This window comes from Sphingomonas sp. IBVSS2, from assembly GCF_002127225.1.
GTDB lineage: Bacteria > Pseudomonadota > Alphaproteobacteria > Sphingomonadales > Sphingomonadaceae > Sphingomonas.
On record NZ_NFUR01000001.1, the window covers coordinates 591,434 to 610,618 of the forward strand.

Sequence of the window (19,185 nt, forward strand, 5' to 3'; positions counted from 1 at the left end):
AGCGGGATGGCACAGGTCGAGGTGTTCGATGAGGAGGAAGCGCGCGAGCCGCTCTTCGTCGGCGAGTTCGGGTTTCTGCCGCGTGCCGGCGAATATCTGTCGATCGAAGTCGACGGCGCCTTCAGCTATTACCGGGTGACGGAAGTATGGTTCCGGCACGACGAGGAGAGCGAGGCGTTCCAGCCCTGCCTGCGCGTGGAGCTCGAAGACTAGGAATAGGGGCAATGGCCGTTAGGGGTTGCGCCCGGCGCCCCGATCCGTAGAGGGGCTTGCCGCATGGATCAGGTGAAAATCAGGCGCGCACTCCTTTCGGTCTCCGACAAGACCGGGATCGTCGAACTCGCACAGGCGCTGGCGGCGCAGGGAGTCGAGCTCGTCTCGACCGGGGGCACGGCCACCGCGCTCCGCAATGCCGGGCTCGCGGTCCGCGACATCTCCGATCTCACGGGCTTTCCCGAGATGATGGACGGCCGGGTGAAGACGCTCCACCCCAAGGTGCATGGCGGCCTGCTCGCGATCCGCGGCAACGACGATCATGAAAGCTCGATGGCCGAGCACGAGATCGCTCCGATCGATCTCGTCGTGGTCAATCTCTATCCCTTCGCCGAGACGGTGGCGCGTGGTGCGAACCGCGATACGATCATCGAGAATATCGACATTGGCGGCCCCTCGATGGTGCGTTCCGCCGCGAAGAACCACGAGAGCGTCGCGATCCTCACCGATCCCGCCGACTATGCGCTGGTCGCGGACGGCACGACCACGCTGGCCCAGCGCCGCAAGTTCGCCGCCAAGGCCTATGCCGCCACCGCCGCGTATGACGCGATGATCGCCAGCTGGTTCGGCGTGGTCGACCAGGGCGAGGAATTCCCCGACACGATGCACCTTGCCCTCAAGCGCGGCCAGGCGCTGCGCTATGGCGAGAATCCGCACCAGAAGGCGGCCTTCTACATCCATGGCGGCCCGCATGTGCAGGGCATCGGCCAGGCGCGCCAGGTCCAGGGCAAAGAGCTGAGCTACAACAATTACAACGATGCCGATGCCGCCCTCGAGCTGGTCAGCGAGTTTCGCGACGGCCCGCCGACCGTGGTGATCGTCAAGCACGCCAATCCCTGCGGCGTGGCGAGCGCGGCGACGCTTGCGGACGCCTATGCCGCGGCCTTTGCCTGCGACACCGTCTCGGCGTTCGGCGGCATCATCGCGGTGAATCGCCCGCTCGACCGCGCCACCGCCGAGCAGATCACGTCGATCTTCACCGAGGTCGTCGTCGCTCCGGGTGCCGATGCGGAAGCGCTCGCGCTGTTCGAGGCGAAGAAGAATCTGCGCCTGCTGCTGACCGAGGGCCTGCCCGATCCGGCGCGCGGTGGCCTCACGGCCAAGTCCTTCGCGGGCGGCTGGCTGGTCCAGAGCCGCGACAACGGCATCGCCGCGCGCGAGGACCTGAAACTGGTCACCAGGCGCGCGCCGACCGAGCAGGAGCTGGCGGACTGCCTGTTCGCCTGGACGGTGGCGAAGCACGTCAAGTCGAACGCGATCGTCTATGCCAGGGACGGCTCGACCGCCGGCATCGGCGCCGGCCAGATGAACCGGCTGGAGAGCGCGCGCATCGCCGCGTGGAAGGCGAAGGACGCCGCCGACAAGGCCGGCTGGACGCAGCCGCGCACGATCGGTTCCGCGGTCGCCTCCGATGCCTTCTTCCCCTTTGCCGACGGCCTGCTCGCCGCGGTGGAGGCCGGGGCGACAGCGGTGATCCAGCCCGGCGGCTCGATCCGCGACGACGAAGTGATCGCGGCCGCCGATGCGGCCGGCCTGGCGATGGTCTTCACCGGCATGCGGCATTTCCGGCACTAGGCGGGGAAGGGAGGGGCGCTAGAGATTCCCTTCCGTCGGCAGCGTCGCCTCGCCGGCCGCCGGCATCTTGCGGAACAGCGCCCGATCCTCCGGGCCGAAGCCGAACTTGATGATCACGAACAGATAGGTGACCAGGATCGCCGGCATGCCGATGCTGAGCTCGGCCCATTCATAGTGTTTGGGCAGGCTGGCGAAGGCGCCGCCGACCAGGCTGGCGATCGCGATCGCGGCGAAGAAGCTGGGACGGATCGAGACGACCGGCGCGCCGGTGAGGCGATAGAGCAGGGCGGCCTTCACTGCCGATCCGATGGTCAGCGACAGGGCGAGCGCTAGCGCCGGCCCGGCCGCCTGGACCGGCTCGGGCCAACCCTGTGCCCGCGCGACGAAGACGAACACGAAGCTCAGCACGATCTGCAGCAGCAGCACGCATACCGAGACCGCCAGGTTCTTGTGGCGGGCGATATAGACCAGGCCGGTCTCGCAGACCGCGCCGGTCGAGGCGAGCACTTCGGCGACGAGCAGGATGCACAGCGCACCGGCGCCGATCACGAATTCCTTGCCGATCAGGCCCATCACGCCCTCGGCGGGGAGCGAGAACATCACCGCCAGCGCCGCCTGCGCGCTCGTCACCCAGAAGCCGACCTGGCGCACCTGCTTGGCGACCGCGGCCCGGTCGTCCTCGGCCAGCGCCTTGGTGACGACCGGCCCAAGGATCGGATCGAAGCTGGACTTGAGCCGCTGCGGCACCGACGCCACCTGCTGCGCCATGTAATAGATGCCCACCACGGCCGGGCTGAACAGCAGCGCGAGAATGAAGCGGTCGACATTGCGCGTCGCCCATTCGATCGCATCGGCGCCGGCGAGCGGCGCGTTGGCGCGCGCGAGCCACCAGATCGAGCTGGGCCGCGGCCGCCAGCCATGCGGCAGGCCATATTCCTTGACGAAAGGCACGATCGAGGCAGCGAGCGCCGCGACCATCGACAGCGCATAGGCGAAGATCAGCCCGTCGCGCGCCGAGACATAGGAAAAGGCCCAGGCGGCGATGCTGATCGTCCAGGGCTCGATGATCGCCCGCGCGGTCACCGCCGCGCCGATATTGTGGCGATAGGCGCAGGCCGAGAGCGCGACGTCGGAAAGCGCCGGGCACAGCACCACCAGCGCGATCAACGGCTCGAGCCCGGTCACCTGGCTGTTGGGGAACATCGCCTGGGGGAAGAGGATCAGCACGCCGCTGGCGATCAGCGAGGCGATCAGCGCCACCACCATCGCATCCCACACGACATGGGCATGCGGCCGATCGGTGCCGGCCAGCGCCTGGGCCAGCCCGCGCTTGAGGCCGAGCGTGGCGAGCAGCGCCGCGACTTCGATCACCAGCACCGCGATCGCATAGCGGCCGACGATGTCCGGCCCATAGGCGCGGCCGGCGATGAACAGGAACGGCAGCCGCGCGGCGAGGCGCAGGACGAAGCCGAGGATGTTGGTCCGCCCGCCCCGGGCGAGCGCGTTGATGTCCTCGCCCCCCGGCGCGGTCAGTGTCTCGCTCAATGCGCGGCGCCCCAGCTCGGGCCCACACCGATCTCGACGCCGAGCGGGACGCTGAGCTTCACCGCCGGCTCGGCGGCAGTCGCCATCACGCGCTGGATGACCGGCCTGGCCGCCTCCACATCGCCTTCCGGCAGTTCGAACACCAGTTCGTCATGCACTTGGAGCAGCATCCGGACGTTCGGCAGGCCCGCTTCGAGCAACGCCGGGCCCATCCGCGCCATCGCCCGCTTGATGATGTCGGCGCTGGTGCCCTGGATCGGCGCGTTGATCGCCGCGCGCTCGCTGCCGGCGCGCTCGTTCGGATTGGACGACTTGAGGCGGGGGAAATGCGTCTTCCGGCCGAACAGGGTCGTGGTGTAGCCGCGCTCCTTGGCCAGGTTCAGCGTATCGGCGATATAGCGGTTGATGCCCGGGAAGCGCTCGAAATAGCGGTTGATCATCGCCTGTGCCTCTTCGGGCGTCACGTCGAGGCGGCCGGCCAGCCCCCAGCGCGAGATGCCGTAGAGGATCGCGAAGTTGATCGTCTTGGCGCGTCCGCGCGTATCGCGGTTCACTTCGCCGAACAGCTCCATCGCGGTGCGGTTGTGGATGTCCTCGCCCTGCTCGAACGCCTCGCGCAGGGCAGGCACGTCGGCGATGTGCGCGGCCAGGCGCAGTTCGATCTGCGAATAGTCGGCAGAGAGAATCACATTGCCGGGTTCCGCCACGAACGCGTCCCGGATTTGTCTGCCGGTCTCGGTGCGGATCGGGATGTTCTGGAGGTTGGGGTCGGTCGAGGAGAGCCGCCCGGTCTGCGCGCCGGTCAGGCTGTAGCTGGTGTGGACGCGCCCCGTCGCCGGGTTGATCTGGGCCTGGAGCGCATCGGTATAGGTGGACTTGAGCTTGGTCAGCTGGCGCCAGTCGAGCACTTTCAGCACCATCTCGCGGCCCCGCTCGCTCTCGGGCGAATTCTTGTCGGCCGCGATGCGCTCCAGCTCGTTCACGTCGGTGGAATAGACGCCGGACTTGCCCTTGCGGCCGCCTTTGATCCCCATCTTGTCGAACAGCACGTCGCCCAGCTGCTTGGGGCTGCCGATGGTGAACTTGAAGCCGGCCAGCCCGTGGATCTCCTCCTCCAGCGCGGCGATCTGGTGCGAGAAGTCGGTCGAGAGCCGGTGGAGCACCTGCGCGTCCACCTTGATGCCCGCACGCTCCATGCCCGCGATCACGCCGACCAGCGGCCGGTCGACCATCTCATAGACCCGGGTCGAGCCCTCATAGGCGAGCCGCGGCTTGAAGCGGCGCCACAGCCGCAGCGTCACGTCCGCATCCTCGGCGGCGTAGCGCGTGGCGGCCTTGAGATCGACCTGGCCGAAGCCGAGCTGGTTCTTCCCCGTGCCGACCACGTCCTTATAGGCGATGCAGCTGTGCGAGAGGTGGGTGGCGGCCAGCTCGTCCATGCCGTGCCCGTGCAGGCCGGCATCGAGATCGAAGCTCATCACGATCGTGTCGTCATAAGGGGCGACTTCGATGCCGTAGCCGCCGAGCACGATCAGGTCGTATTTGAGGTTGTGGCCGATCTTGAGGACGGCGGGATCCTCGAGCAGCGGCTTCAGCTTCGCGATCGCCACGGCGCGATCGATCTGCACCGGCTTTTCGGCGAACATGTCGGTGCCGCCATGGGCGACGGGAATGTAGCAGGCCTTGTTCGGCGCCAGCGCCATCGAGACGCCGACCAGCTCGGCGCGGGTGGCGTCCACCCCGGTGGTCTCGGTGTCGACCGCCACCCAGCCCTGGTGCCGCGCCCGGGCGATCCACTGGTCGAGCACGGCTTCGTCCACCACGGTCTCATAGCCGTCGTGATCGCAGGGCGGATCTTCCTCCAGCCCCGGCGTCTCGTGCGTCTCGACCGGCGCATCCGCCACTGCCGACAGCCGGTTGAGCAGCGTGCGGAAGCCGTGATGCTCGAGGAACGCGCGCAGCGGCGCGTCCGGAATGCCCTGCAGCGCAAAGGCCTCGAGCGGCTCGGGCAGCGGCACGTCGCTGGCCAGCTCGACCAGCTGGCGCGAGAGCCGGGCCATGTCGGCATGCGCGATCAGATTGTCGCGCAGCTTGCCGGCCTTCATCGCCGGCGCGGCGGCGAGCACCGCCTCGACATCGCCATGCTCGAGGATCAGCTTTGCGGCCGTCTTGGGGCCCACGCCCGGCACGCCGGGGACATTGTCGACGCTGTCGCCCATCAGCGCCAGCACCTCGCCCAGCTTGTCGGGCCCCACGCCGAACTTCTCGATCGTGTTCTCCGGCCCCAGCCGCCGGTTGTTCATGGTGTCGAGCATGTCGACGGACGGGTCCGTCATCAGCTGCATCAGGTCCTTGTCGGAGCTGACGATGGTCACGCTCCAGCCCTGGGCCAGCGCCGCCTTGGTATAGCTGGCGATCAGGTCGTCGGCTTCCCAGCCCGCTTCCTCGATACAGGGCAGCGAGAAGGCGCGAGTCGCGTCGCGGATCATCGGGAACTGGGGCACCAGGTCCTCGGGCGCGGGCGGGCGGTGCGCCTTGTACTGGTCGTACAGCTCGTTGCGGAAGGTGTGCTCGCTCTTGTCGAGCACCACCGCCATATGGGTGGGGCCGTCGGCCTTGTTCAGCTCGTCGACCAGCTTCCACAACATGGTCGTATAGCCATAGACGGCGCCCACCGGCTCGCCATGCTTGTTGGTGAGCGGTGGCAGCCGATGATAGGCGCGGAAGATATAGCCGGAGCCGTCGACGAGATAGAGATGGGGCATCGCCGCGCCGGGATAGCCGAGCCGGTGCGCCGAACAAAGCCCGCTTTGCGCCAGTTTGCGCCATGGCAGAGGATTTCGGGCCTGTCCTCCTGTCCCGGAGCGATTTCGCGGGTGCCGCGGGGCAGGGCCGGGCGGCGGCCGCCGTGCATCGGGCGACCGCGCATTCCGCCCCTTGCGCGCGGACTAGTCGCGATAGGTCACGATCGCCTGCGCCACCTGCTGCATCAGCATCTGGCGCTCGCGCACCGGGCGGTGCGTGTCGCCGATCATGATCGCCAGCGCATAGGATTTGCCGTCGGGCGCGGTGAGGATGCCGACATCGTTGAAGCCGGCGGTGCGCGCGCCCAGGTCCTGGCCGGTTCCGGTCTTGTGGCCATAGGTCCAGCCCGGCGGCACTGCGCCGTGCACGCGGGCGCGGCCGGTCCTGGCCCCGTCCATGGTCTGGAGCAGCCAGGCGGTCGCGGTCGGCGACAGCAGCTCGCCGCGCTTCAGCCGGGCGAGCGCCACCGAGATGCCCGCGGCGGCGGCGCCGTCGGGCGGATCCTTCACATAGGATTCGAATGCCGCGAGGCGCACGGCGGGCGAGAGGCGCGAGCGGGCGACGGCGAAGCTGTTGCCCATCGAATATTCGGGCTTCCACGCCAGGCCCGCGGTGCCGGCCTGGAGCAGCTTCTCGCCGGGGCCGAAACGCACGCCGGTGATGCCCTTGCGCGCGAGGAAGGTGCGGACGGCGTCGGGCCCGCCGACCAGCCGCAGCAGCTTGTCGTTGCAGGTGTTGTCGCTCATCTGCATCGCCCGGCGGATGATCTCGCCGACGCTGGCGGTATAGCCGGCATCGCCCTTCACCAGCGCGGCGACCGGCTGGTGGAACAGCGTGAAATCGGCCCGGGTGATCGTGATCGGGTCCTCGAGGCGGATCCTGCCCTGGTCGACCTGGTCGAGCACCGTCATCGCCACCCAGAGCTTGGACACGCTCTGCTGCGGCATCGGCCGCTCGCCGTTGGAGGCGACGATCCAGCCATCGTCGATGCTGGTCACCGCGACGCCGACAAGGCCTTCGAAATTGTTGGTGATGCCGCGGATCGCCTGGTCGAGCGCGCGCGGCGCCGGGGCGGTCGGCCGCCATGCCGAAGCCTTCGCCTTGGCATCGCCCCAGGGAAAGGCGAGGCTCACGCCATAGGCGGCGGGCAGATAGGTGGCGAGCGACGGATCGCCGTGCACGGTGCAACCCACCAGCATCGCCGGGCCGAGGCCCGCGATCGTCACTGCACGCTGAAACGTCGAGAAGTCCTCGAACTTAAACACTTAACACGACCCCTTGCCCGTCTCCGACCATGCGGCGGATGTGTTGCGCGGGAAAGTCCGCGCCATGCCGGGTTGCGACGAATACCAGTCTTGTAGCGGTGAAGCGTGAACGCAGCGGAAACGCGCCGCGATTTTTCGGCCAAACCCGGAGGAAAACCGGAGCTCAGTTGCCGCTCGCGCGGAGCCAGGCGTTGATCTCGGGCGCGGCGGGATCGGGGGTGCAGCCGCCGGCGCGGCGCAGGACGCAGCCCGGCGCTTCGGTGAGGCCGGGCGTGGCGCAGGCCTCGAGCCGATAGTGTTTCGGCAGCTCCGCGACATGGGCGCGCGGCGCCACTACCACGTCAAAGGCTTGCAGGTGGCGCGCGGCTTCCGCCGGCGTCCGCACCACATAGATCGGCGTGTCGCGGCGATAGAGCGCATAGGCGCCCGCCACGGTGTCGCGCGGGCGATAGAGCGCGAGGCCGCAGGTTCCGGGCGGCCGGCCCGCCCGTTCGAGCGCGGCGGCGAGATCGGCCTCCAGCGACCAGTTGGGGCGGAAATGCCCCGCCGCCAGCGCCGCCGAAGCCGCGCCCCACAGGGCGAGCGTTCCCGCGGTCGCCAGCGCCAGCCGGCGGCGCGGCAGGCGGCGGAGCAGTTCGGCGCTGCCGATCGCGGCCAGGATCACCAGCAGCGCGGTGCTCGCCAGCACGAAGCGATATTCCTTGTGCCCGATCAGCGAGTGGAAACCGAGATGCACCAGCGCCACCCAGAGCAGCACCGGGTAGCGCTTCGCCCCGATCCAGGCGAGCAGCAGGATCGGGGCGGTTGCGAGATACCAATACCAGGCGATCAGCGAGAAATAGCCGGTGAGGGGCAGCTCGCCATAAGCGCGGGCGCGCCCTTCCAGCAGGTTGATCCGCGCCGCCTCGATCATCCAGCGGAAGGGCGTGGCGCCCATGGCGAGGTTGGCTGCCGCATCGATCGCCAGCGCCGCGCAGCCGCCCGCGATCATGGGCAGCCAGGCGCTGCGCCAGTCCCGCCGCGCGGTGAGGATCGCCAGGGTGAGCAGGGCGGGGGCGTATTGGATGCGCGCGACGAAGCAGAGCCCCATCAGCAGCCCGGCGACCGCGAACTGGCGCGGCCCCGGCCGCTCGCGCGCGACCAGCAGCCAGATCGCGCCCATCAGCAGGGCGAGCCCGATCGGCTCGGAAAGCGCGCGCGGGGCGAAATAGACCAGCTCGAACCAGGTCGCCGCGACGAACCCCGCCACGAGCCCGTGCAGCCGCGAGAGCCGCAGCCCCAGCGCCACGGCGCTTCCCACGATCGCCAGCGAAAGCGCCGCGAGCGCCAGCCGCACCAGCAGCAGGTGGAGCATGGTGTCGGGCGAAAGCGCGCGTCCCAGCCCCATGGGCAGGGCGAGCAGCTCGGGGATCAGCCAGCTGCGCAGGCCTTCGCGATAGTCCCAGGTCTGCACCCAGGGGCCGGCGACCAGGTGCCAGGCCGGCTCCAGATACTGCCAGATCTCGTCGAACCAGCCGACCGCGAAGGGAATCGAAGCGACGATGCGCAGCGCCGCCGCCAGGGCGATCGCGCCCCAGAAGATCCGTCGGCCGCTCAGGGCACCAGCACCGTGTCGACCGCCACCGGCAGCGTCTCGGGATAGTCGAGCGTGTAATGGAGGCCGCGGCTCTCCTTGCGGTGGAGCGCGGAGCGGACGATCAGGTCGGCGCTCTCGAGCAGGTTCCTGAGCTCGATCAGGTCGGGCGTCACGCGGAAATGGCCGTAATAGTCCGCCACTTCCTCGCGCAGCATCTTGATCCGGTGCGCCGCGCGCTCGAGCCGCTTGGTGGTGCGCACGATGCCGACATAGTTCCACATGAAGCGGCGGATCTCGGTCCAGTTCTGCTTGATCACCACTTCCTCGTCGGAATCGGTGACGCGGCTCTCGTCCCAGGGGCGGATGGCGGGGGGCGGGGCAAGCGCGCCCCAATGCGCGGTGATGTGGCTGGCCACCGCCTCGCCGAACACGAAGCATTCGAGCAGCGAATTGGACGCCAGGCGATTGGCGCCGTGCAGCCCCGACTGGCTGACCTCGCCGGCGGCATAGAGATTGGGCAGGTCGGTGCGCCCGTCGCGATCGATCACCACGCCGCCACAGGTATAATGCTGGGCGGGGACGACGGGGATCGGCTCCCGCGTCATGTCGATGTCGAGGTCGAGCAGCCGGGCATGGATGGTCGGGAAGTGATGCTTCACGAACTCGGGGCCCATGTGACTTATGTCGAGATGGACATAGTCGAGGCCGAGCCGCTTGATCTCATGGTCGATCGCGCGCGCCACGATGTCGCGCGGGGCCAGCTCGGCGCGGGGATCGAGATCGGGCATGAAGCGGCGGCCCGCCTCCTCGCCGGCATCCGGCGGCAGGAGCAGCCGCCCGCCTTCGCCGCGCACCGCCTCGGTGATCAGGAAGTTCTTGACCTCGAGATTGTAGAGGCAGGTCGGGTGGAACTGCATCATCTCCATGTTCGAGATGCGGCAGCCCGCGCGCCAGGCCATGGCGATGCCGTCGCCGGTGGCGCCGCGCGGCGCGGTGGAGAAGAGATAGGTGCGCCCCGCGCCGCCGGTCGCCAGCACGGTGGCGCGCGCGGTGAACAGTTCCACCCGGTTGGTCCGCCGGTTGAAGGCATAGACGCCCCAGACGTTGCCCGCCCCCGAATAGCGTTCCTCGTGCCGGCTGGTGGCGAGGTCGATCACCACCATGTCGGGCACCAGGGTGATGTTGGGATTGGCCTGGGCCGCCTTGAGCAGCGCGGTCTGCACCGCCAGGCCGGTCGCGTCGTCGACATGGACGATGCGGCGATGGCTGTGCCCACCCTCGCGCGTGAGGTGGAGCGTGCCGCCCTCGGTGTTGAAGGGCACGCCGATCTCCGCCAGCCGGGCGATCGCGGCGGGGGCGTTCTCCACCACCATCTCTACCGTCGCGCGGTCGTTGAGGCCGGCGCCGGCGATCATCGTGTCCTCGATATGGCTCTCGAACGTGTCGCCCGGTTCGAGCACCGCGGCGATGCCGCCCTGCGCCCAGGCGGTCGACCCTTCCGCGAAGCCGCCCTTGGCGAGCACCGTCACCTTGAAGCGCTGGGCGAGGTTGAGCGCCGCGGTGAGCCCCGCCGCGCCCGATCCGATGACGAGGATGTCGCTGCTATGGGGATCGTTCGCCATGTCTTCGCTGGATGTCTCTTCCGCTGGTTCCCGTCCGGACTAGGCGCTAGGCAGGGGTGCTGGCAACGGGAGAGAGATATGCGCCGCCAAAGCCTGGGTTTCGCGATGGCCGCGCTGGCGGCACTCTGGGCTGCGCCGGCCGCCGCCGGGTGCACCCTGGGCGCGCCCGGCGAGACGGTGCGCGTGGCGGTGGGCGGGACGGGGCGTTCGGCGATGCTGCATCTGCCCGCCGGCTTTTCGCGCGCGCGCCCGGCGCCCCTGGTCCTGCTGCTCCATGGCAGCAACGGCACCGGGGAGAGGATATTGGAGAATTCGAAGCTCGCCGCCGCCGCCGATCGTCACGGCTTCATCGTCGTCGCGCCCGATGCCGGCATCCCGGTGCAGCCGGGTTTCGTCTGGAACATCCCGGGCGTTCCCACCGTCACCGGCAGGATTCCCGGTCCGGGGGATGCCGACGACGTCGCGTTCCTGAAGGGCGTGATCGACTGGCTGGCGGCCAATCGCTGCGCCGACCGGACGCGCGTATACGCCACCGGCCTTTCGGGCGGGGGGCGGATGAGCAGCTGGCTCGGCTGCGTCGCCGCCGATCGCTTCGCGGCGATCGCGCCGGTGGTGGGCCTGCGCGCCGGCAACCCGCTGGCGAGCGACCGGCGCGTCCCCGATCCCGCCACCTGCCGGCCCGCCCGGCCGATGCCGGTGATCGCCTTCGCCGGAGATGCGGACAGGACCAACCCGATCCAGGGCGGCGGCGCCGGTTACTGGCAATATACGATGGCGATGGCCCTTGCCCGCTGGTCGGACCTGGACGGCTGCCGCGCCGGCCCGGCGCAGCGCGATCTGGATCCGCAGCTATATGAGGTGCGCTATTCGGATTGCCGCGCCGGCGCCGAGGTGGCCGGCCGGATCACGCGCGGCGCGGGCCATGTCTGGGCGGCGGACAATGACGCGATGTGGGCTTTCTTCGCCAGGCACCGCCTGCGCTGAGCCGGGTCCGCCCTAGCCGTTCGCCGCCCGGGTGAGGTTGAGGAACACGTCCTCCAAGTCCGCCTCGCGCGTCGAGACGTCGACGATGCCCAGGCCGGCGCCCTGCACCGCGCCCAGCACTTCGCCGGCATTCGCCTGATCCTTGCGATAGGTGATGACTAGCGTCCGCGCGCCCTTCATCTCCACCTTCTGGAAGCACGCATTGGCCGGCGGCGTCGCCACGTCGCGGTCGACGGTAACCTCCACTATCTTTTCCTGCGCCATCCCCACCAGTTCGCGCGTCGGCTTGTTGGCGATCAGCTTGCCGTGGTTGATGATCGCGATCCGGTCGCACAGCTGCTCGGCTTCCTCGAGATAATGGGTGGTCAGCACCACCGTGACCCCGCGCTGGTTGAGCTGGCGGACATAGGCCCAGAGCTGCTGGCGAAGCTCGACGTCCACGCCCGCGGTCGGCTCGTCGAGCACCAGCACCGGCGGCGAATGCACCATCGCCTTGGCCACCATCAGCCGGCGCTTCATGCCCCCCGACAGCGTGCGCGAATAGGCATCGGCCTTGTCCTCCAGATGGACCGCGCGCAGCAGCTCCATCGCATCGAACCGGTCCCTGGCCACGCCGTAGAGCCCGGCCTGGATCTCCAGCGTCTCCTTGGGCGTGAAGAAGGGATCGAAGATGATCTCCTGGTTGACGATGCCGATGCTGGCCTTGGCGTTGCGCGGATGCGCGTCGATGTCGAAACCCCAGATCGAGACCTTGCCGCCGGTCTTGTTGACCAGCCCCGCCAGGATGTTGATCAGCGTCGACTTGCCGGCGCCGTTCGGGCCGAGCAGCCCGAATATCTGCCCGCGCGGCACGTCGAAGGTCACCCCGTCGAGCGCGCGCTTGCCGCCCTGATAGGTCTTGGAGAGATCCTGGATCGCGATCGCAGCCTGAGTCATGCGCCCGCGCATATCGCGTTGCGGCGGCCGGGCAAAGGCCCGGCGGCGTCAGGCGGCGTCGCGCAGCCCGTCGGTAGCGGGGATGGGCAGCCGGATCGTCGCCCGATAACCCTGGTCGATCGGCCCGCCTTCGAGCGAGGCGGTGTCGGCATAGACCATCTCGAGCCGCGAGCGCGTGTTGGCCAGGCCGATGCCATGGCCGTCGCGCCGGCCCTGGGGGGCATTCTCCCCCTCCCAGCGATTCTCCACCGTCAGCACGAGCATGTCGTCCTCGCGGCGGGCGCGTATCGCGATCTCGCTCCTGCCCGCCACCGTCTCGACGCCGTGCTTGACGGCATTCTCCACCAGGGGCTGGAGCAGGAAGCTCGGCACCGGCGCGCCACCGAGCCCGGCGGCGATGTCGACGATGATTTCCAGCCGCTCGCCGAAGCGCGCGCCCTCGATCTCGAGATAGCGCTCCACCGTTTCCAGTTCCTCGGCAAGCGGCAGGCTCTGGGTCTCGATGTCCATCGACGCCTGGAGGAAATTGGCGAGGCCCTCGGTCATCTGGTTCGCCTCGCTGGTGCGCCCGGTCACGATCAGGCTGGAGACGACGTTGAGCGAATTGCACAGGAAGTGCGGATTGAGTTGCAGGCGCAGCATCGTGAGCTCGGTCTCGAGCTGCGCCACCCTGGCCTCGGCCAGTTCGCGCTCGCGCAGCCGGATCTCGCGGATCGTCCCGGTGATGACGAACAGCGACAGGTTGCAGGCGTCGATCATCATGTAGATCATGTTGACGACGAGCAGCGCCTGGCTGGAATGATCGGGGATGCGCGTCGGCAGGAATTCGTGAATCACGAACTGCCCGCCATAATCCGCCGCGGTCTGGAGCATGGCGGTAAGGAACAGCCCCGCTACCCCCAGGGGGATTACGAGCACCAGCCGCTTGCCGACCGCCCATCGCAGCATCGCGTAAAGCAGCACGGTCAGCAGGATCGCGCTGGTCGTTCCCCAGATCAGCGCCATCAGCTCGCCCAGGCCCGCCACCTGACCCGCGAGAAGCTGGCCCGGCACGATCACCGAACATACCGCGCCCCACATCACGGCCGTGAGCTGGGCCGCCTGTTTCGGAGTGGGCGGCACGATGTCGAACCGGTTCGTCATGGCGTGACAGGATACTAACACACGGCGCCGATAGGCAAGCGGCACGGAATCGCGCGCACGCGTTGCGGGACGCGACCGCGCTTGCTATCGGCGGACTCATGACTGCGCCCCTGCCCGAGACCATCCGCACCGCTTCCGCCCGCGTCGCCTGTGACGGCACCGGCCCCGGCTTGCCCGCTGCCCTGGGCCATCCGCGTGTGTTCCTGCAGATCGACGAGCATGGCTATGTCGATTGCGGTTATTGCGATCGCCGCTTCGTGCTGATCGGCGGCCCGGCCGACGGCGCCGACCAGAGCCGGCTGCCCGATCATCCGGCCGGCGCGAGCATCTAGCTTCCCGCCAGCTTCAGCGGCAGCCGCACCGCCGCCCGGAACCCGCCGGTGACGGCACCGGTTTCCAGCGACGCTTCGCCGGCGAACAGCATCTCCAGCCGCGCCCGCGTATTGGCCAGGCCGATGCCCCGGCCAGGCCGGGACGGCGCCGTGGCCGGTGCCGCCGACCGGTTCTCCACCGTCAGCACCAATTGCGCGCCTGCCCTGGCCGCCGCGATGCGAAGGCTCGCCGCGCCGGGGCTCGCCTCGACGCCGTGCTTGATCGCATTCTCCACCAGGGGCTGGAGCAGGAAGCCCGGAACCAGCGCGGCACCCAGCGCGCCCGGCGCATCGGTCGCCACCGTCAGCCGTTCGCCGAAGCGCGCCCGTTCCAGATCGAGATAGCATTCGATCAGCTCCAGTTCGCGCGCCAGCGGCACTTCGGAGCCGTCCAGGTCCATCGCCGCGTGGAGGAACTCGGCCAGGCCTTCCGCCAGCCGATTGGCCTCGTCCGCCCGGCCGAGCGCGATCAGCCCCGAAAAGGCGTTCAGCGAATTGTACAGGAAATGCGGGTTGAGCTGGAGCCGCAACAGCATGAGCTCGGCGCGGAGCCGGGCGATCTCGGCGCGGGCCAGCTCGCGCTCGCGGCTGCGGATCCGCTGGAGCACGCCGGTCACCACGAAGACGGCGCCGGCACAGGCATAGATCAGGAAATAGATGATCCGGACGATCAGCGTCTCTTCGGGCGAATGGGTGGAAAGGCGCGTGGGGAGCAGGCCGTGGACGAACGCCTGGATGCCGAAATCGCTCGCAGCCTGGATCACCGCCGCGCCCGCCAGCGCGGTCAGGCCGATCGCGGCACCCAGCCAGAGCGGCTTTCCGTTGCTGGCGGAGAGGCCGAGATAGACGGTCACGGTCAGCGCCGCGCCGGAGAGCATCACGCCGGTCTGCGCCACCCATTCGGCGCCGCGGAGCTGGTCGGCGGCGGCCAGGCTCGGCAGCAAGATCGCCGCGATGCCGATCCACAGGATCGCGCCGAGCTGGACGGCCTGGCGTGGCGGGGGAATCTGGAAGTCGAGCCTGGGCATGCGCATCCGGAACTGGGGTCGTGGCAGATACCGGCGCAAAGCCATATGGCGTCCGTCGGCGGTGCGCCTATATCTGGGGCATGTACAGCGATCCACGCAACTTCCTCTATCGCGACGGCTTCGATCCCGAGGCCGCGGCGAAGCTCACTGCCGAGGCGCTTCGCAGCGCGGAGGATGGCGAGCTTTATCTCCAGTATCGCAAGACCGAGGCGTTCGGCTTCGACGACGGCCGGCTGAAGACCGCTTCGTTCGACACGCAATCGGGCTTCGGCCTGCGCGCCGTGTCGGGCGAGACGACGGCGTTCGCCCATGCCAACGAGATCTCGCCCGCGGCGATTCGCCGCGCCGCCGAGACGATGGCGCTGATCGATCCGTCGCAACGGGGCAAGGCGCCGCCGCCCCAGGGCAACAACCGCCATCTCTATACCCATGCCGATCCGCTCGACCTGGTGCCTTTCGCCGACAAGGTGAATCTGTGCCAGTCGATCGACGCCGCCGCGCGCGCCCGCGATCCGCGGGTGGCGCAGGTGTCGGTCGGGCTCACCGGCTCGTGGAGCGTGGTCGAGATCGTCCGGCCCGACGGCTTCGTCGCCACCGACGTCCGCCCGCTGGTCCGCCTCAACGTGTCGATCGTGGTCGAGCAGAACGGCCGCCGCGAGACCGGCAGCTTCGGGCTGGGCGGCCGTACCCTCTACGACAATCTCTTCCGGCCGGAGACCTGGAACCGCGCGATCAACGAGGCGCTGGCCCAGGCGCTGGTCAATCTCGATGCGGTGGATGCACCGGCGGGCGACATGACCGTGCTGTGCGGCCCGGGCTGGCCCGGCGTGCTGCTCCACGAGGCGGTGGGCCATGGGCTCGAGGGCGATTTCAACCGCAAGGGCACTTCGGCCTTTTCGGGCCGGATCGGCGAGCGGGTCGCGGCGCCGGGCGTCACCGTGGTCGATGACGGTTCGATCATGGACCGCCGCGGATCGCTGTCGATCGACGACGAAGGCACGCCCACGCGCGAGACCGTCCTGATCGAGGACGGCATCCTCAAGGGCTATATGCAGGACCGGCTCAATGCCCGGCTGATGGGCGTCGATCCCACCGGAAACGGCCGCCGCGAATCCTTCCAGCATGCCCCGATGCCGCGCATGACCAATACCTTCATGAAGGGTGGCCAGGACGATCCCGCCGAGCTGCTGAGCCGTGTGAAGAAGGGCATCTACGCCAAGTCGTTCGGCGGCGGGCAGGTCGACATCGTCTCGGGCAAGTTCGTCTTCTCCTGCACCGAGGCGTACAAGATCGAGGACGGCAAGCTGGGTGCCCCGATCAAGGGCGCGACGCTGATCGGCGACGGCCCCTCGGTGCTCACCCGCGTCACCGGCATCGGCAACGACTTCGCGCTCGACGAAGGCGTCGGCATGTGCGGCAAGGGCGGGCAGAGCGTGCCGGCCGGCGTCGGCCAGCCGACCCTGCTGGTCGAGGGGCTGACGGTGGGCGGCACCGCGGCGTGAGATCGGCCGGCTTCCATGGGCTGAAGCTGTTGTTCGCCGGGCCGATCGGATAGGGTCGGGGGCATGACCCAGGCGTTGCCCCCACTCGACTGGTCCGGCTGGCGCGAGACCGCGCAGCATCTGCACCTGATCACCCAGATGGTCGGCAAGATCCGCCTCGCGCGGACGCCCTGGCTCAACCATGGCTGGCACGTGGCGCTCTATCCGACGGCGCGCGGCCTCACCACCGGCCCGATCCCCTGTGCGGAGGCGACGCTCCAGCTCGATCTCGATCTGCAGGCCGGTGCGCTTCTTCTCGCCACCGATGGCGGGAGCGAGGCCAGCCTGCCGCTCGGCCCGGGCAGCATCGCCGATTTCCACGCGGCGCTGGCCGGCGCGCTCGCCGCGCTCGGCACGCCGGTGACGTTCAACGGGGTGCCGAGCGAGATCCCGGGCGCCGTCCCCTTCGCGCGGGACGTCGAATCCCGGCCCTGGCACGGCGAGGCGGTGCGCGATTTCCACCGCGCGCTGCTCTGGATCGATCGTGGCTTCCAGCAGTTCCGCACCGGCTTTCTCGGCAAGGCGAGCCCGGTGCATTTCTTCTGGGGCAGCTTCGATCTGGCGGTGACTCGCTTTTCCGGGCGGACGGCGCCGTTGCATCCGGGGGGCATTGCCGGCCTGCCCGACGCGGTGACCTGCGAAGCCTATAGCCATGAAGAGGCGAGCGCCGGCTTCTGGCCCGGGAACGATGCGTTCCCGAAAGCCGCCTTCTACGCCTATGGCTATCCGGCACCCGCCGGCTATGCCGAGGCGAGGATTCCGGCGCCCGCCTATTACGACGCCGGTCTCGGCGAGTGGCTGCTCGACTATGATGCGGTGCGTTCCGCGGAGGACCCGCAGGCATTGCTGCGCGATTTCCTCCAGGCGAGCTATGATGCCGTTGCCGATCTCGGCCATTGGGATCGCGCCGGCCTCGAATGCGTGCCGGGCGTCCCCCGCCGCCCGCGCCAGGTATAGAAGGCGGCATGGCCCGGTCGCTCTTCGACGATCAGCGGGTCGTCATCGCGCGCGAGGCGCCCGCCGGGTATGCGGTGCGCGCGCATAGCATCGACGGGCTGCCCGTCCGCAATCCCACCCAGGAGCCCGGTTGATGCCGCTCGTCGAATTGGGCCGGTACGACCGGCAGGAGGCCTTCATCGTCCAGGGCCGGCTGGAGGACGAGGACATCCCCAGCTTCGTGTTCGACGCCGGGACCAGCATCGCCGATGGCTCCTACCTGCTGATCCCGGTGCGCGTGATGGTGGACGAGGAGGATCTGGCGCGGGCGCGCGCGATCCTCGACGCCGCTCGGCTCAGGTCACGATCTTGACGGGCATCGTCGCGATTTCCTTGCCGTCGCAGAAGATCGTGACGGCCCGGTATTTCGGCAGCGCGTGCTTGATCTCGGCCTTCACCTCCTGCGTCGTCACGACTTGCGGCACCGGGCCGGTCGGCGCGGTCGCGACGAAATCGAAGCGCTGGGTGGGCGGCAGGGCCTTGTCGAGGATGCCGCGGTTGAGCGCCAGCTTCCAGCCGGCCGTGGGCGTGGTCGCCTTTCCGACCACATGAAGCGTCGGGGTGGAACCGGGCCCCGGCATCTTGTCGAGCCATGCCTTCCAGCCCGTCGTCTTGACTCGCACACAGGCATTGGCCGGCACGGCCGAAGCGTCCGCGGCGGCGGGAAGCGATGCCTCCCTGGCATCATATGCCGTATAGCCGGCGGCGAGCATCGCAACGAGGGCCAGTGACGGCCAAGATAAAGGCTGCATGTCCATTTCTCCCCATGAGTCGTGGTGTGGAGATGCTGCGCCGCTTCTACTGGAAGTCAAACAGGTTCGCCGCCGAAATGGACATGCAATGCAGCCCGTTCGATTGCGGATTGATAATAAAGCTATTTAGTTTCGCTGGCGGGATCCCGAAGAGTATTTGATTCGGCCAGCAGCAAGGCCGTTGCTTTCTTCGCGATCGCGATCAGATCGGCGCGCGGGGTGCCGGCCCGGGCGCGGGTGCTCAGCGAATGGATCACCGAAGAGGCGATCTGCGCGTCGCCGCGCGGGTCGGCACTTCCCGCCTGCGCCATCAGCCGCTCGATCCATCCGTCCTGCAGCGTCACGAATGCGGCCAGCGCCGCGCGAATATCCGGATCGGTAACCGCCTCGGCTGCCGCGGTATTGACCGCGATACAGCCCGAGGGGCCATATTCGCCGGTCAGGAAGCCCTCGATCGCGCCGAGGAACAGGGCCTTGAGCATCTTCTCCGGCGGATAATGCACCGCATGAAGCGCGGCGAAGGTCGAATCGACCACGGCATGGGTGCGGGCCAGGCCGGCAAGGTACAGCGCCTTCTTGTCGCCGAACGTCGCATAGAGGCTCGGCCGGTTCACGCCCGTCGCCGCCGCCAGCTCGTCGAGCGAGGTGTTGGAATAGCCGAGCGTGCGAAAGCGCTGGAGCGCGGCGCGCAGCGCCGCTTCCTCGTCGAACTTGCGCGGCCGTCCCCGCCCGCGCGGCGCCATTTTTGTATCGTTTCGCATTAAATTCCTTGA

At 68.8% G+C, this 19,185-nt stretch carries 18 protein-coding genes; 8 read left to right on the top strand and 10 right to left on the bottom strand.

Annotated elements, in window-relative coordinates; translation table 11 throughout:
* Positions 1–6: 6 nt before the first annotated feature.
* Both CAP40_RS02830 and purH read left to right on the top strand, forming a co-directional pair.
* Complete coding sequence (locus tag CAP40_RS02830; protein ID WP_086127825.1) at positions 7–213, top strand: hypothetical protein; 207 nt, start codon at positions 7–9, stop codon at positions 211–213.
* A 63-nt stretch (positions 214–276) separates the two neighbouring features.
* Positions 277–1,848 carry a bifunctional phosphoribosylaminoimidazolecarboxamide formyltransferase/IMP cyclohydrolase gene (purH, locus tag CAP40_RS02835; protein ID WP_086127826.1) on the top strand — a complete coding sequence of 524 codons (1,572 nt, stop codon included), beginning with the start codon at positions 277–279 and terminating at the stop codon, positions 1,846–1,848.
* A gap of 18 nt (positions 1,849–1,866) precedes the next feature.
* Here the strand turns inward: purH and CAP40_RS02840 are convergent, their stop codons facing one another.
* The 5 genes from CAP40_RS02840 to nadB form a co-directional block, all read right to left on the bottom strand.
* Positions 1,867–3,393 (bottom strand): lipopolysaccharide biosynthesis protein, encoded by a 1,527-nt coding sequence (locus CAP40_RS02840; RefSeq protein WP_086127827.1) that lies wholly within the window; start codon positions 3,391–3,393, stop codon positions 1,867–1,869.
* Positions 3,390–6,158: a DNA polymerase I gene (gene polA, locus CAP40_RS02845; RefSeq protein WP_086127828.1), complete on the bottom strand. Its 2,769-nt coding sequence runs from the start codon at positions 6,156–6,158 to the stop codon at positions 3,390–3,392. The genes CAP40_RS02840 and polA overlap by 4 nt, the downstream gene beginning before the upstream one ends.
* A 183-nt stretch (positions 6,159–6,341) precedes the next feature.
* Positions 6,342–7,463 carry a serine hydrolase gene (locus tag CAP40_RS02850; protein ID WP_256923985.1) on the bottom strand — a complete coding sequence of 374 codons (1,122 nt, stop codon included), beginning with the start codon at positions 7,461–7,463 and terminating at the stop codon, positions 6,342–6,344.
* A gap of 163 nt (positions 7,464–7,626) precedes the next feature.
* On the bottom strand, positions 7,627–9,060 hold the full coding sequence (locus tag CAP40_RS02855; RefSeq protein WP_256924035.1) for a hypothetical protein: 1,434 nt from the start codon (positions 9,058–9,060) through the stop codon (positions 7,627–7,629).
* Complete coding sequence (gene nadB / locus CAP40_RS02860; RefSeq protein WP_086127830.1) at positions 9,057–10,661, bottom strand: L-aspartate oxidase; 1,605 nt, start codon at positions 10,659–10,661, stop codon at positions 9,057–9,059. Before nadB ends, CAP40_RS02855 begins: the two co-directional genes overlap by 4 nt.
* A 78-nt stretch (positions 10,662–10,739) precedes the next feature.
* On the opposite strand from nadB, the gene CAP40_RS02865 reads away from it, so the two are divergent.
* Complete coding sequence (locus CAP40_RS02865) at positions 10,740–11,645, top strand: PHB depolymerase family esterase (RefSeq protein WP_256923986.1); 906 nt, start codon at positions 10,740–10,742, stop codon at positions 11,643–11,645.
* A gap of 12 nt (positions 11,646–11,657) precedes the next feature.
* On the opposite strand, the gene CAP40_RS02870 is transcribed toward CAP40_RS02865, so the two are convergent.
* Positions 11,658–12,581 carry an ABC transporter ATP-binding protein gene (locus CAP40_RS02870; RefSeq protein WP_086128418.1) on the bottom strand — a complete coding sequence of 308 codons (924 nt, stop codon included), beginning with the start codon at positions 12,579–12,581 and terminating at the stop codon, positions 11,658–11,660.
* A gap of 48 nt (positions 12,582–12,629) precedes the next feature.
* Positions 12,630–13,724, bottom strand: coding sequence for a sensor histidine kinase (locus CAP40_RS02875; protein ID WP_086127832.1), 1,095 nt, complete (start codon positions 13,722–13,724; stop codon positions 12,630–12,632).
* Positions 13,725–13,822: 98 nt separating this feature from the next.
* Here CAP40_RS02875 and CAP40_RS02880 point away from each other — a divergent pair, with 98 nt between their 5' ends.
* Complete coding sequence (locus tag CAP40_RS02880; protein WP_086127833.1) at positions 13,823–14,056, top strand: zinc-finger domain-containing protein; 234 nt, start codon at positions 13,823–13,825, stop codon at positions 14,054–14,056.
* Here the strand turns inward: CAP40_RS02880 and CAP40_RS02885 are convergent.
* A complete protein-coding gene (locus CAP40_RS02885; protein WP_179187862.1) occupies positions 14,053–15,123 on the bottom strand; it encodes a sensor histidine kinase in 1,071 nt (356 codons plus the stop codon). The genes CAP40_RS02880 and CAP40_RS02885 overlap by 4 nt on opposite strands.
* 80 nt (positions 15,124–15,203) lie before the next feature.
* On the opposite strand from CAP40_RS02885, the gene tldD reads away from it, so the two are divergent.
* The 4 genes from tldD to CAP40_RS02900 all read left to right on the top strand — a co-directional run bounded on the left by tldD (position 15,204) and on the right by CAP40_RS02900 (position 17,973).
* On the top strand, positions 15,204–16,625 hold the full coding sequence (gene tldD / locus CAP40_RS02890) for a metalloprotease TldD (protein WP_086127835.1): 1,422 nt from the start codon (positions 15,204–15,206) through the stop codon (positions 16,623–16,625).
* Between the two features lie 63 nt (positions 16,626–16,688).
* Complete coding sequence (locus tag CAP40_RS02895) at positions 16,689–17,621, top strand: DUF5996 family protein (RefSeq protein ID WP_086127836.1); 933 nt, start codon at positions 16,689–16,691, stop codon at positions 17,619–17,621.
* Between the two features lie 8 nt (positions 17,622–17,629).
* Positions 17,630–17,755, top strand: a complete 126-nt coding sequence (locus tag CAP40_RS20695; RefSeq protein ID WP_256923988.1) for a hypothetical protein — start codon at positions 17,630–17,632, stop codon at positions 17,753–17,755.
* On the top strand, positions 17,755–17,973 hold the full coding sequence (locus tag CAP40_RS02900; protein WP_086127837.1) for a DUF2007 domain-containing protein: 219 nt from the start codon (positions 17,755–17,757) through the stop codon (positions 17,971–17,973). Before CAP40_RS20695 ends, CAP40_RS02900 begins: the two co-directional genes overlap by 1 nt.
* Here the strand turns inward: CAP40_RS02900 and CAP40_RS02905 are convergent.
* Both CAP40_RS02905 and CAP40_RS02910 read right to left on the bottom strand, forming a co-directional pair.
* Complete coding sequence (locus CAP40_RS02905; RefSeq protein WP_144034206.1) at positions 17,957–18,412, bottom strand: hypothetical protein; 456 nt, start codon at positions 18,410–18,412, stop codon at positions 17,957–17,959. The genes CAP40_RS02900 and CAP40_RS02905 overlap by 17 nt on opposite strands.
* A gap of 122 nt (positions 18,413–18,534) precedes the next feature.
* Positions 18,535–19,173: a TetR/AcrR family transcriptional regulator gene (locus CAP40_RS02910; protein ID WP_179187864.1), complete on the bottom strand. Its 639-nt coding sequence runs from the start codon at positions 19,171–19,173 to the stop codon at positions 18,535–18,537.
* Positions 19,174–19,185: the final 12 nt, after the last annotated feature.

What these genes read in the sequence shown, in the direction of transcription:
- CAP40_RS02830 (WP_086127825.1), top strand. Translation starts at nt 7, where the DNA reads ATGGCACAGGTCGAGGTGTTCGATGAGGAGGAAGCGCGCGAGCCGCTC.
- purH (WP_086127826.1), top strand. Translation starts at nt 277, where the DNA reads ATGGATCAGGTGAAAATCAGGCGCGCACTCCTTTCGGTCTCCGACAAG.
- polA (WP_086127828.1), bottom strand. Translation starts at nt 6,158, where the DNA reads ATGCCCCATCTCTATCTCGTCGACGGCTCCGGCTATATCTTCCGCGCC.
- nadB (WP_086127830.1), bottom strand. Translation starts at nt 10,661, where the DNA reads ATGGCGAACGATCCCCATAGCAGCGACATCCTCGTCATCGGATCGGGC.
- CAP40_RS02865 (WP_256923986.1), top strand. Translation starts at nt 10,740, where the DNA reads ATGCGCCGCCAAAGCCTGGGTTTCGCGATGGCCGCGCTGGCGGCACTC.
- CAP40_RS02870 (WP_086128418.1), bottom strand. Translation starts at nt 12,581, where the DNA reads ATGACTCAGGCTGCGATCGCGATCCAGGATCTCTCCAAGACCTATCAG.
- CAP40_RS02875 (WP_086127832.1), bottom strand. Translation starts at nt 13,724, where the DNA reads ATGACGAACCGGTTCGACATCGTGCCGCCCACTCCGAAACAGGCGGCC.
- CAP40_RS02880 (WP_086127833.1), top strand. Translation starts at nt 13,823, where the DNA reads ATGACTGCGCCCCTGCCCGAGACCATCCGCACCGCTTCCGCCCGCGTC.
- CAP40_RS02885 (WP_179187862.1), bottom strand. Translation starts at nt 15,123, where the DNA reads ATGCCCAGGCTCGACTTCCAGATTCCCCCGCCACGCCAGGCCGTCCAG.
- tldD (WP_086127835.1), top strand. Translation starts at nt 15,204, where the DNA reads ATGTACAGCGATCCACGCAACTTCCTCTATCGCGACGGCTTCGATCCC.
- CAP40_RS02895 (WP_086127836.1), top strand. Translation starts at nt 16,689, where the DNA reads ATGACCCAGGCGTTGCCCCCACTCGACTGGTCCGGCTGGCGCGAGACC.
- CAP40_RS20695 (WP_256923988.1), top strand. Translation starts at nt 17,630, where the DNA reads ATGGCCCGGTCGCTCTTCGACGATCAGCGGGTCGTCATCGCGCGCGAG.
- CAP40_RS02900 (WP_086127837.1), top strand. Translation starts at nt 17,755, where the DNA reads ATGCCGCTCGTCGAATTGGGCCGGTACGACCGGCAGGAGGCCTTCATC.
- CAP40_RS02905 (WP_144034206.1), bottom strand. Translation starts at nt 18,412, where the DNA reads ATGCAGCCTTTATCTTGGCCGTCACTGGCCCTCGTTGCGATGCTCGCC.
- CAP40_RS02910 (WP_179187864.1), bottom strand. Translation starts at nt 19,173, where the DNA reads ATGCGAAACGATACAAAAATGGCGCCGCGCGGGCGGGGACGGCCGCGC.